This window comes from Streptomyces cupreus, from assembly GCF_014257025.1.
Classification (GTDB): domain Bacteria; phylum Actinomycetota; class Actinomycetes; order Streptomycetales; family Streptomycetaceae; genus Streptomyces; species Streptomyces cupreus.
In genome coordinates this window covers 25,045-37,067 of sequence record NZ_JACMSF010000067.1, presented here as the reverse complement: position 1 = coordinate 37,067, position 12,023 = coordinate 25,045, and the positions used below count along the sequence as shown (strand labels likewise).

Sequence of the window (12,023 nt, the reverse complement as noted above, 5' to 3'; positions counted from 1 at the left end):
CTTCACGTGAATCCGCGCCTGCGGGTTCGCGTTCTTCAGGTCGTGGATCAGCTGGGCCAGGTCCTCGATGGAGTAGATGTCGTGGTGCGGCGGCGGGGAGATGAGCCCCACGCCCGGCGTCGAGTGACGCGTCTTGGCGACCCATGGGTAGACCTTGTGGCCGGGCAGTTGGCCGCCCTCGCCGGGCTTGGCGCCCTGGGCCATCTTGATCTGGATGTCGTCGGCGTTGACCAGGTACTCGGAGGTCACACCGAAGCGGCCGGAGGCGACCTGCTTGATCGACGAACGCCGCGCCGGGTCGTACAGACGCTCCGCGTCCTCGCCGCCCTCACCGGTGTTGGACTTGCCGCCCAGCTGGTTCATGGCGATGGCGAGGGTCTCGTGCGCCTCCTTGGAGATGGAGCCGTACGACATGGCGCCGGTGGAGAAGCGCTTGACGATCTCGCTGACCGGCTCGACCTCGTCGACGGAGATCGGCTGCCGGTCCGACTTGAAGCCGAACAGGCCACGCAGCGTCATGAGCCGCTCGGACTGCTCGTTCACGCGGTCCGTGTACTTCTTGAAGATGTCGTAGCGCGCGGTGCGCGTCGAGTGCTGGAGGCGGAAGACCGTCTCCGGGTCGAACAGGTGCGGCTCGCCCTCGCGGCGCCACTGGTACTCGCCGCCGATCTCCAGCGCGCGGTGCGCGGGAGCGATGCCGGAGGCGGGGTAGGCCTTGGCGTGGCGGGCGGCGACCTCCTGGGCGATGACGTCGATGCCGACGCCGCCGATCTTGGTGGCGGTGCCGTTGAAGTACTTCTCGACGAAGGCCTCGTCGAGGCCGACGGCCTCGAAGACCTGGGCGCCGCGGTAGGAGGCGACGGTCGAGATGCCCATCTTCGACATGACCTTCAGAACGCCCTTGCCCAGGGCGTAGATCAGGTTGCGGATGGCCTGCTCGGGCTCGATGCCGGGCAGGAAGGTACCGGCGCGGACGAGGTCCTCGACCGACTCCATCGCCAGGTAGGGGTTGACCGCCGCGGCGCCGAAGCCGATGAGCAGGGCGACGTGGTGGACCTCGCGGACGTCACCGGCCTCGACCAGCAGGCCCACCTGGGTGCGCTGCTTGGTGCGGATCAGGTGGTGGTGGACGGCCGCGGTGAGCAGCAGCGAGGGGATCGGCGCGTGCTCGGCGTCGGAGTGACGGTCCGACAGGACGATCAGCCGGGCGCCGTTCTCGATGGCGGCGTCGGCCTCGGCGCAGATCTCCTCGATGCGCCCGGCGAGGGCGTCACCGCCGCCGGAGACCCGGTACAGACCGGACAGGGTCGCGGCCTTGAAGCCGGGCATGTCACCGTCGGCGTTGATGTGGATGAGCTTGGCCAGCTCGTCGTTGTCGATCACCGGGAACGGCAGCGTGACGCTACGGCAGGACGCGGCCGTCGGGTCCAGCAGGTTGCCCTGCGGACCGAGGGAGGACCGCAGGCTCGTCACGAGCTCTTCGCGGATGGCGTCCAGCGGCGGGTTGGTGACCTGCGCGAACAGCTGGGTGAAGTAGTCGAAGAGCAGACGCGGACGCTCGCTCAGCGCGGCGATCGGCGAGTCGGTGCCCATCGAACCGATCGGCTCGGCGGCGGACTTGGCCATCGGCGCCAGGATGATCCGCAGCTCCTCCTCGGTGTAACCGAAGGTCTGCTGACGGCGGGTGACCGAGGCGTGCGTGTGCACGATGTGCTCACGCTCGGGCAGGTCGGACAGCTCGATCTCGCCGGCCTCCAGCCACTCCGCGTAGGGGGCCTCGGCGGCGAGCTGCGCCTTGATCTCGTCGTCCTCGATGATGCGGTGCTCGACGGTGTCGACGAGGAACATCTTGCCGGGCTGCAGCCGGCCCTTGCGGACGACCTTGGCGGGGTCGATGTCGAGGACGCCGACCTCGGAGCCGAGGACGACCAGGCCCTCGTCGGTGACCCAGTAGCGGCCGGGGCGAAGGCCGTTGCGGTCGAGGACCGCGCCGACCTGCTTGCCGTCGGTGAAGGTGACACAGGCCGGGCCGTCCCAGGGCTCCATCAGCGTGGAGTGGAACTGGTAGAAGGCGCGCCGCGTCGGGTCCATGGAGTCGTGGTTCTCCCACGCCTCCGGGATCATCATCAGCACGGAGTGCGGCAGCGAACGACCGCCCAGGTGCAGGAGTTCGAGCACCTCGTCGAAGGACGCGGAGTCGGAGGCGTCGGGCGTGCACACCGGGAAGACGCGCTCCAGGGCCTTCTCGGAGGAACCGAACAGGTCGGAGACGAGCTGCGACTCACGGGCCCGCATCCAGTTGCGGTTGCCCTTGACGGTGTTGATCTCGCCGTTGTGCGCGACGAAGCGGTACGGGTGGGCGAGCGGCCACGACGGGAAGGTGTTCGTGGAGAACCGGGAGTGCACGAGAGCGATCGCGGAGGCGAAGCGGCGGTCGGACAGGTCCGGGAAGAAGGGCTCAAGCTGACCGGTGGTCAGCATGCCCTTGTACACGATCGTGCGGGCGGACAGCGACGGGAAGTAGACGCCGACCTCGCGCTCGGCGCGCTTGCGCAGCACGAAGGCCTTGCGGTCGAGGTCGATGCCCTCCGAGACGCCGTCGCCGACGAAGATCTGCCGGAAGGCGGGCATCGTCGAACGGGCGGTGGCACCGAGCAGTTCGGGCGCGACGGGAACCTCACGCCAGCCGAGGACGGTGAGCCCCTCCTCACCGGCGATCGTCTCGATCCGTGAGACGGCGTCCTCGGACCCGTCCTCCGGCAGGAAGGCGATACCGACGGCGTACGCACCGGCCGCGGGCAGCTCGAATCCGGCCACCTCACGGAAGAAGGCGTCCGGCACCTGGGAGAGGATGCCCGCGCCGTCGCCCGAGTCGGGCTCGGAGCCGGTGGCGCCGCGGTGCTCCAGGTTGCGCAGAACCGTGAGCGCCTGCTCGACCAGCGCGTGGCTCGCCTCGCCGGTGAGGGTGGCCACGAAGCCGACGCCACAGGCGTCGTGCTCGTTGCGGGGGTCGTACATACCCTGCGCAGCAGGGCGAGCATCCATGAACGACCAGTTCTGGCCATTCGCGGAATGCTGGGACGGCTGGCGCGGCGTACGCATCGGCTCTCCCGTCGTCGTCAGTGGCATTTAGCAGGTGCCGAGGGACGACGTTGGCCCTCTGCGTGTGATCTGCGATGAGATCAAAATTTCGTGCAGGTTACATGATGGAGCGGTTCTCGGGAACCGGATACTCCGTTCCAACATGCGGACGCCGCGGGGTGACGGCGGGGCCGCTACCAGCGGCCGAAAGTAAGGGGGACCGACAGGGACAAGATCGATCAGATCGGTGCCCGTCGGCCGGCGGCGAGGGGAGCGTCTTCGCCCACCTCACACAGGTGCGCGGCAGGCACCATTGCCCACAGCGCTTACGGCTCATGCCCGGTGGTTAAGCATTCGAAACCAGCGAGTAACGGCTACTTATGCGGCCCAACGCATAAGTTCCAGCCGAGCTATCCTACGGCGGTTCCGAACAGGCTGCCCAGGGCGTACGTCACACCGGCCGCCGCACCACCCAGGGCAAGTTGCCGCAAACCGCTGTACCACCAGGTCCGCGCGGTCACCTTGGCCACGACGGCACCGCAGGCAAAGAGCCCGAAAAGCGCGAGCAACACGGCGGGCCACAGCGCGGTCGCACCGAGCAGATACGGCAGTACGGGGAGCAGGGCGCCGAGCGCGAAGGAGCCGAAGGAGGAGACGGCGGCGACGGTGGGCGAGGGCAGGTCACTCGGATCGATCCCGAGCTCCTCACGGGCGTGTATCTCCAGGGCCTGCTCGGGATCACGGGAGAGCTGCCGGGCGACTTCGGCGGCGAGACGGGCATCAACGCCGCGCGCCCGATAGAGAGCGGCGAGCTCGGCCTCCTCGTCCAGCGGATGCTTGCGCAGCTCCCGCCGCTCGACATCCAGCTCGGCCTCGACGAGCTCGCGCTGCGAGGCGACGGAGGTGTACTCACCGGCGGCCATGGAGAAGGCGCCGGCGGCAAGCCCGGCGAGCCCGGTCAGCACCACGGTCTGATGACTGACCTGCCCACCGGCTACACCGGTCATCAGGGCGAGGTTGGAGACGAGCCCGTCCATGGCACCGAAGACGGCGGGCCGCAGCCAGCCGCCGTTCACATCGCGGTGGGTGTGGTTGTCACGGTGCGCCTCGTGGAGCGAGGCCTCGGTCTCGATGATGGCCATGCGGACGATCCCCCAGGAACTTAGGAAAGGCTAGCTTTGGACAAATTCTATTCTTCGACAACCCACAATCTACGCCGCTCATTCCACCGTCGCCAGCAAGGAAAGGCTGGGCTAACCTGCGGGTTTGCGTCCGAGCGCTCATTCGATAAAGCACCCGCACAAATGTCGACCGGGTGACGCTGAGGCATCTCAGGCACTTCCATCCCCCTCCCGTGGGACACATCCGCAAAGGGCTCCGCGCCCTGGGAGCCCCCGGAGGAGAGGCCGCGTATGGCATCGATCGCCTGCATCCCCTCGGTCCCGGCACCAGGGGCCGCCGAACTCCGCGACCGGGCCCGCGGCGCGCTCCTCGGCCTCGCGGTGGGCGATGCGCTGGGCGCCCCCGCGGAGAACATGAAGCCCTCGGAGATCCGAGCCCGCTGGGGCCGCATCACGGGCTACGTGGCCGACCGCCCCGCCGGCACGGACGACACGGAGTACGCGATCTTCTCGGGCCTGCTGCTGGCCCGCCACGGCTCAGCGCTGACACCCGCGCATGTGGAGGCGGCGTGGCACAAGTGGATCGCGGACCGGGACGAGGGCCCGTTCCGGGGCGCCGGCTTCAGTGAACGCGGCACCCTGGAGAACCTCCGCCGCGGCCTCGCGGCGCCCATCTCGGCCCAGCACCGCCACGCCTGGAGCGACGGCCTGGCGATGCGGGCGGCACCCTTCGGCGTCTTCGCGGCGGGCCGCCCGGCCGAGGCGGCACGCCTGGTGGCGATCGACGGCTCGGTGAGCCACGACGGGGAGGGCATCTACGGCGGCCAGGCGGTTGCGGCGGGAGTGGCGGCGGCGATGGCGGGCGCCCCCACGATCGCGGTAGTGGCATCGGCCCTGGCAGTGGTCCCGGACGACTCCTGGACGGCCCGCTCGCTGCGCCGGGCGGTGGCGGTGGCCCACCGAGGCGAACGTGCGGTCCGCTCCGCGGTGGTCATCGGCGGATACCCCTGGACCGACCTGGCCCCCGAGGCGGTGGCCCTGGCCTTCGGCGCGTACGCGGCAGCGGACGGCGACTTCGTCCAGTCGGTCCTGACGGCAGTGAACATGGGCCGCGACGCGGACACGACGGCGGCGGTGGCAGGCGCGCTGGCAGGCGCGACAGAGGGAGCGTCATCGATCCCGGCGGACTGGGCAAGCGCAATCGGCCCGGCAAAGGGAAGCTGCTTGCCGGCAATGCGGGGCCGCCATGTACTGGACGTGGCGGACCTGCTGACACCGGGCGAGTACGTACTGGCGGCGGAGGGGGAACAGTGACGCCCGGGCCACACAATCCAGCCCGTCCGGCGTTTGAGGACGAGGCCCCTTCAGGGCCGACGGGGGTCCATGGGGCGGAGCCCCCTGGTGAGGTCGAACCCGCATCCATCAGCGGCTCCGCCGCGGGCTCCCGCCGAACCGAAGGCCTCCTGCTGGGCCTCGCCGCGGGCGACGCCGCCGGATGGCCCGCCGCCCGCCACCGCGCATCCCGCATGCCGGAATGGACCCGCCGCCTCACCCGCGAACTCGATACCTTCGCCGAACAGAACGCGACGACCACCCTCCCCGTCCCCATCGCCCTGAACCAACCCCCCGAACCCCTCCGCCTGGGCCCCTCGGACGACGCGGAATGGGCAGTCTTCGCCGCAGAAGCCGTATTACGCGCCGGCGACGACACCGCCCTCGGCGACCTGAGCCGAGAACGCCGCACCAGAGCCGCCATCGACCTCACCTGGAACGCCCTCGCCTGCGAAGTAGCCGCCGCAGCGGACCGCGCCCCCGAAGTCGAATCCGCCGTCCTCCCCCTCCGCGCCCGTATCTCCGTCCGCGCGGGCCTCGGCAACCTCGCCACGGGCCTACGCCCACCCGCCACCGGCCACGACAACCCCCACTACTTCGACGACGCGGCCTGCATCCGAGCCTGCGTCCTGGCGGTGGCCCACCCCGGCGACCCCCGACTGGCAGCGGACCTCGCCGAGTTCGACGCCCGCTACACCCAGGACGGCGACGGAGTGCACGGCGCCCGGGCCATGGCGGCGGCCCTCGCCCTGGCCCTCACCGGCGCCGACACCCCAACCTGCGTCACCGCCGCACTCGACGAACTCCCACCCGAAACAGAGATCGGCCGCAACGCCCGCCACGCCCTCACCCTCGCCCAGGACGCCGACAGCGCCTTCGCCCTCATCCCCCACCTGGAGCACCAGATCGTCGACCACGTCTACAGCTACGGCATCGCTGCCGCCGAAACCGTCCCGGTCGCCCTCGCCCTCACCACCGCCGCGGGCGGCCGCATCGCCGAAGCCGTCCCCGCCGCCGCCTGCCTCTCCCGAGTCGCCGACTCCGCCCCCGCCCTCGTCGGCGCCCTCACCGGCGCCCTCGGCGGCGGCGCCGCGATCCCCGCGTCCTGGCGCGGCAGCTGCCGCACCCTCTCCGGCTGCGCCCTCCCCCGCCTCACCGGCACGGACCTCGTGGAACTCGCCGAACTCCTCGAAGCCACGCAACCGGCCAGGTCAGGAGGATGATTCGACGCATGAAGCACAAAGCACCAGAAAACAACAAAGAGGCGAGCCTGGACGACCGGATCACCGGAGCGCTCGTCGGAGCCGCCGTCGGCGACGCCCTGGGCGGCCCGGTCGAGGGCTACTCCCCCGACCAGATCGTCGAACGCCACGGCGGCCGGGTGCACGGCATCGTCGGCCCCTGGAACGGCGACGCCTGGCGCACGGCCCGCCCCATCGCGCCGTACCACAAGGGCGACGGCCACGTCACCGACGACACCTTGATGACCCACGCCCTGATCAGGGTCTATGCCACGGTCCGCGACCACCTCGACGCCTACGCCGTCGGGGACCACCTGGTCCCGGACCTGATGACGAACCCGCGCTGGATCCCGGAACTCGAGGCGGAGGCACTCCCCCTCCACCGCATCTTCCTCGCCGAGAAATGGCTGATCGCCCGCCTCCACTACGGCCACGCGGACCCCCGGGAGGCGGGCACCGGCAACATCGTCAACTGCGGCGCCGCGATGTACATGGCCCCGGTAGGCCTGGTCAACGCGGCCAACCCACCCGCCGCCTACGCCGAGGCCCTCGACATCGCGGGCGCCCACCAGTCGTCGTACGGCCGCGAGGCGGCGGGAGTCTTCGCGGCGGCGGTGTCGGCGGCCTGCACCCCCGGGGCAACCCCGGACTCGGTGATCGCGACGTGCCTGTCCCTGGCGAAGGACGGCACCCGCGAGGCCATTGAGAGGGTCTGCGAAGTGGCGTCCCACCACAGCGAGTTCGAGTCGGCCCTGACACCCCTGCGCCAGGCGGTGGCCCCGTACGACACGGTGGGCCCCGACTATCGCTCCCCCTCCCTCGGCGCCCGCCGCCCGTCCCGCCTGCACGCGATCGAGGAACTGCCCATCGCCCTGGGCATGTTGCTGATCGCCTCCGGCGACTACCGCCAAGCGGTCCTCGGCTCGGTGAACTACGGCCGGGACTGCGACTCCATCGCCACGATGGCTGGCGCCCTGTCAGGAGCCCTCGGCCACCCGGTCCCCGAGGACTGGTCGAAACAGGTGGCCGACGCCAGCCGCCTGGACCTGTGGGAACCGGCACGGACACTGACCGAGGTAACCCGCGAGATCTTCGAACAGGACGTACGCCGTCGCCGCGCCCACGAACAGGCACTCACGCAACTCGGAGCCCCGACATGCTCCGCCTGACCTGGGTCCAGCCGGAGGACCTGATCGGCCACGAGCTCCGCCAGGCGGCCCAGGACGGCAGAGAACCCTCAAGAATCGCGGCCCGCTGGAAGGCAGCGGGAGGCTTGGAGGCCCCCCGGAGATCAGGCGCGTCCCCCACCCAGGCATCCCGCTACCTCCGCCTCCTGGCAGAGGACCTGTTGGACGAACTGGCCGATCTCCCCAGCAGGTTGGCCGACCGCGAACCAACGGACCTGACAAGGATCAAGGCCAACTGCCCCTCCTGGCCGGCGCCACCAACCGCGGCCCACCGCGGGCCCACCCCGTCCAGCCTCGAAGCCGCCTGGCTAGGCAGAGCAGCAGGCTGCCTCCTGGGCAAACCGGTGGAGAAACTCCCCCTGGAGGCCATCCGATCCCTGGCCAGGCCCACCGGCAACTGGCCCCCCACCACCTACTTCACAGCCAAGGGAGTCCCCCAAGAACTCCTCACCACCCACCCCTGGAACCGCCGCTCGGCACACACCTCCCTCGCCGAGAACATCGACGGCATGCCGGAGGACGACGACCTCAACTACCCCCTCCTCAACCTGCTCCTCCTCCAGCGCCACGGCAAAACCTTCACCACCACGGACGTAGCAGAGCTCTGGCTGGAAGAACTCCCCGCCGGCCGCACCTTCACCGCGGAACGCCTCGCCTACCGCAACCTCCTCACCGGCCTGGAACCCCCACGCACTGCCGCCCACCGCAACCCCTTCCGCGAATGGATCGGCGCCCTGATCCGTGCGGACATGCACGGCTGGACCAACCCGGGAAACCCAGCGGCAGCCGCGGAACAGGCCCACAGGGACGCCACCCTCACCCACACTGCCAACGGCGTCTACGCGGCGATGTTCATCGCGGCCACCATCGCCCAGGCAGCGACCGGCACCGAGGACATCCACACCTGCCTGGCCACCGGCCTCACGGTGATCCCCCCGGCCTCCCGCCTCGCCCGGGCGATCCACCAGGCCGTACAACTCGCCGAAAAGCACGGGGACTTCGACACGGTCGTGGACGAACTCCACGCCGCCCACGCCGAGACCCACTGGGTCCACGCCATCCCCAACACCGCCCTGATCACCGCCGCCCTCACCCATGCCGACGGCGACTTCACCGAATCCATCTCCCGAGCGGTGTCCGGCGGTTGGGACACCGACTCCAACGGCGCCACGGCCGGCAGCATCGCCGGGCTCCTCGCCGGACATCCCTCCGTCCTCCCCGACCACTGGACGGCCCCGCTCAAGAACCGCCTGTCCACCTCCGTCGGCGACTTCAACGGCACCGGCTTCGACACCCTGGCCCACCTCACCCACCGGGAGGCAGTCCGCTCATGACCCATATCGCCGTACTCGGCAGCACGAACATGGACCTCGTCGCCTTCGAACTCCCCCACGCTCGGCTTCGCTCGCGCGGGGGGACCCCCATCGGCGTCGACACCGACCATCTGCGCACCACGGAAGGCCCCTCCGGCACCGCGCACATCGTCGTGGACGACCACGGCGGCAACGCGATCGTGGTGATCCCCGCCGCCAACGGCACCGTCGACCAGCTCGCCGCCGTCCTCGCCGGCGCCCGGGCGGCCCGCGCCCATGGGGTCCGTACGATCCTCACCCCGGCCCCCGCGCAGCCGTTGCCGGTCGAACTCCTCGCCGCCACCGACCTGTTGCTGCCCAACGAGCACGAGGCCGCCACCCTCGCCGGCCGCACCGACCCCCGCACGGCGGCCCTCGCCCTGCTCGACCAGGTCCCGGAGGTCGTCGTCACCCTCGGCGCCGCGGGCAGCCTGTACGCGGCCCGCGGCGCCGAACCGGTCACCGTGCCCGCGCCCCAGGTCACCGCCGTGGACACCACCGGCGCCGGTGACACCTTCGCCGGCACGCTCGCGGATGGGGGTCCCCCCGCGCCAGCGAAGCCGAGCGTGGGGGAGCTCGCCGAGGGCCGCCCGATGCCGGACGCGCTGGCGTGGGCGGCCGCCGCCTCGGCACTGTCGGTACAGCGGGCCGGGGCGTCGGAGTCGATGCCGTACCGCCCCGAGATCGAGGCGCAGTACGCGTCATGAGCCAAGCATCTCTCCACGGTCTCCGCGTCCTGGACATGGCCACCCTGTTCGCCGGACCGCTCGCCGCCACCACGCTCGGCGACTTCGGCGCGGAGGTCATCAAGATCGAGCACCCCACCAAGCCCGACCCGTCCCGCGGCCACGGCCCGGCCAAGGACGGCATCGGCCTGTGGTGGAAGCACCTCGGCCGCAACAAGCGCACGATCACCCTGAATCTGTCGACCCCGGGCGGCCGCGCCACGCTCCTGCGCCTCGCCGCCACCGCGGACGTGATCATCGAGAACTTCCGCCCCGGCACCCTGGAGAAATGGGACCTCGGCTGGCCCGAGCTGTCGGCCGCCAACCGCCGTCTGGTCCTCACCCGCGTCACCGGCTTCGGCCAGTTCGGGCCCTACGCCCACCGCCCCGGTTTCGGCACGCTCGCCGAAGCGATGAGCGGGTTCGCCGCGCTCACCGGCGAGCCGGACGCGCCCCCGACGCTCCCGCCGTTCGGTCTCGCCGACTCGATCGCGGGCCTGGCGACGGCGTACGCCGTGCTCACCGCTCTCGCCGCGCGCGACCGTACCGGCGAGGGCCAAGTCGTCGACGTCGCCCTGATCGAGCCGATGCTCTCCGTCCTCGGCCCCCAGCCCACCTGGTACGACCAGCTCGGCTATGTCCAGAAGCGCACCGGCAACCGCTCCGCCAACAACGCCCCGCGCAACACCTACCGCACGGCGGACGGCAGTTGGGTCGCCGTCTCCACCTCTGCCCAGTCGGTGGCGGAACGTGTGATGCGTCTGGTGGGCAGGCCCGAGCTCATCGACGAACCCTGGTTCGCCACCGGCGCCGACCGGGCCCGCCACGCCGACGTCCTCGATCAGGCGGTCGGCAGCTGGATCGCCGAGCGCACCCGGGACGAGGTCGTCGCGGCCTTCGAGAAGGCGGAGGCGGCGGTGGCCCCCATCCAGGACGTACGGGGGGTCATGACCGACCCGCAGTACCAGGCCCTCGACACCATCACCACGGTCGACGACCCCGACCTCGGCCCGCTGCGTATGCAGAACGTCCTCTTCCGCCTCTCCGAAACCCCCGGCGCGATCCGCTGGACCGGCCGCCCGCACGGCGCCGACACGGACGAGGTCCTCGCCGAACTGGGGCTGACCCCGGCGCAGGTCGCTGCCCTGCGCACGGAGGGCGCCGTATGACGACCCCCCTGACCTGGCTGTACGCCCCCGGCGACCGTCCGCACATGGTGACCAAGGCCCTGCTGGCCGGCGCGGACGTCGTCGTGGTCGACCTGGAGGACGCGGTGGCCCCCGACCGCAAGGAGTACGCCCGGGCCGCGACGGCCGAGTTCCTCTCCGACCCGCAGCCGCTTCCGGTGCACGTCAGGGTGAACGCCCTGGACGGCCCGCTGGCGGCGGCGGATCTGAAAGCCCTGGCCCACCTCCCCGGCATAGCGGCCCTTCGCCTGCCCAAGGTCACCTCCCCCGGCCAGATCCGCCGGGTGGCGCAGTGCACCCCGCACCCCCTGTACGCCCTCCTGGAATCGGCCCTCGGCATCGAACACGCCTACGCCATCGCCCAGGCCCACCCCGCCCTGCACGGCATCGCCCTCGGCGAGGCGGACCTCAGGGCCGACCTGGGTGTGCGCACCGACGCGGGCCTGGACTGGCCCCGCTCCCGGGTGATCGTCGCGGCAAGAGCGGCCGCCCTGCCCCCACCGCCCCAGTCGGTCCACCCCGATACCCGGGACCTGGCGGGCCTGGCGGCGACCTGCGCCCACGGCCGCGCCCTGGGCTTCCTGGGCCGGGCGGCCATCCACCCCCGCCAACTCCCTGTCATCGAACGGGCCTACCTCCCCACGGAGGAGGAGCTGGAGCGGGCGGAAACAATCATCAAAGCGGCAGCGCGCAACGAGGGCGCCCAGGCCCTGCAGGACGGCACCTTCATCGACGCGGCGGTGGTGGCAGCGGCGCAGCGCACCCTGTCCCTGGCTCACCGCCGCAGCTAGCCACGA

At 71.1% G+C, this 12,023-nt stretch carries 9 protein-coding genes; 7 read left to right on the top strand and 2 right to left on the bottom strand.

Annotation, left to right across the window (positions count from 1 at the left end; genetic code table 11):
• Both gltB and H4N64_RS37595 read right to left on the bottom strand, forming a co-directional pair.
• Nucleotides 1-3,102 (bottom strand): glutamate synthase large subunit (gltB, locus tag H4N64_RS37600; RefSeq protein ID WP_186287092.1); only part of this gene is annotated, 3,102 nt, incomplete at its 3' end.
• Between the two features lie 389 nt (nucleotides 3,103-3,491).
• Complete coding sequence (locus H4N64_RS37595; RefSeq protein WP_186287091.1) at nucleotides 3,492-4,223, bottom strand: VIT1/CCC1 transporter family protein; 732 nt, start codon at nucleotides 4,221-4,223, stop codon at nucleotides 3,492-3,494.
• Nucleotides 4,224-4,493: 270 nt separating this feature from the next.
• Between H4N64_RS37595 and H4N64_RS37590 the strand changes: the two genes are divergently transcribed.
• From H4N64_RS37590 to H4N64_RS37560, 7 genes are all read left to right on the top strand, one after another.
• A complete protein-coding gene (locus tag H4N64_RS37590) occupies nucleotides 4,494-5,516 on the top strand; it encodes an ADP-ribosylglycohydrolase family protein (RefSeq protein ID WP_186287090.1) in 1,023 nt (340 codons plus the stop codon).
• A 107-nt stretch (nucleotides 5,517-5,623) separates the two neighbouring features.
• Entirely contained in the window at nucleotides 5,624-6,757 is a 1,134-nt protein-coding gene (locus H4N64_RS37585; protein WP_186287094.1) for an ADP-ribosylglycohydrolase family protein, read from the top strand.
• Nucleotides 6,758-6,765: 8 nt separating this feature from the next.
• Complete coding sequence (locus H4N64_RS37580) at nucleotides 6,766-7,944, top strand: ADP-ribosylglycohydrolase family protein (protein ID WP_186287089.1); 1,179 nt, start codon at nucleotides 6,766-6,768, stop codon at nucleotides 7,942-7,944.
• Nucleotides 7,932-9,296, top strand: coding sequence for an ADP-ribosylglycohydrolase family protein (locus H4N64_RS37575; protein ID WP_186287088.1), 1,365 nt, complete (start codon nucleotides 7,932-7,934; stop codon nucleotides 9,294-9,296). Before H4N64_RS37580 ends, H4N64_RS37575 begins: the two co-directional genes overlap by 13 nt.
• Nucleotides 9,293-10,021 (top strand): PfkB family carbohydrate kinase, encoded by a 729-nt coding sequence (locus H4N64_RS37570; protein WP_186287087.1) that lies wholly within the window; start codon nucleotides 9,293-9,295, stop codon nucleotides 10,019-10,021. Before H4N64_RS37575 ends, H4N64_RS37570 begins: the two co-directional genes overlap by 4 nt.
• A complete protein-coding gene (locus H4N64_RS37565; protein ID WP_186287086.1) occupies nucleotides 10,018-11,208 on the top strand; it encodes a CaiB/BaiF CoA transferase family protein in 1,191 nt (396 codons plus the stop codon). The genes H4N64_RS37570 and H4N64_RS37565 overlap by 4 nt, the downstream gene beginning before the upstream one ends.
• A complete protein-coding gene (locus H4N64_RS37560) occupies nucleotides 11,205-12,017 on the top strand; it encodes an HpcH/HpaI aldolase/citrate lyase family protein (protein ID WP_186287085.1) in 813 nt (270 codons plus the stop codon). Before H4N64_RS37565 ends, H4N64_RS37560 begins: the two co-directional genes overlap by 4 nt.
• The last annotated feature ends 6 nt before the right edge of the window (nucleotides 12,018-12,023 follow it).

What these genes read in the sequence shown, in the direction of transcription:
- H4N64_RS37595 (WP_186287091.1), bottom strand. Translation starts at nt 4,223, where the DNA reads ATGGCCATCATCGAGACCGAGGCCTCGCTCCACGAGGCGCACCGTGAC.
- H4N64_RS37590 (WP_186287090.1), top strand. Translation starts at nt 4,494, where the DNA reads ATGGCATCGATCGCCTGCATCCCCTCGGTCCCGGCACCAGGGGCCGCC.
- H4N64_RS37580 (WP_186287089.1), top strand. Translation starts at nt 6,766, where the DNA reads ATGAAGCACAAAGCACCAGAAAACAACAAAGAGGCGAGCCTGGACGAC.
- H4N64_RS37575 (WP_186287088.1), top strand. Translation starts at nt 7,932, where the DNA reads ATGCTCCGCCTGACCTGGGTCCAGCCGGAGGACCTGATCGGCCACGAG.
- H4N64_RS37570 (WP_186287087.1), top strand. Translation starts at nt 9,293, where the DNA reads ATGACCCATATCGCCGTACTCGGCAGCACGAACATGGACCTCGTCGCC.
- H4N64_RS37565 (WP_186287086.1), top strand. Translation starts at nt 10,018, where the DNA reads ATGAGCCAAGCATCTCTCCACGGTCTCCGCGTCCTGGACATGGCCACC.
- H4N64_RS37560 (WP_186287085.1), top strand. Translation starts at nt 11,205, where the DNA reads ATGACGACCCCCCTGACCTGGCTGTACGCCCCCGGCGACCGTCCGCAC.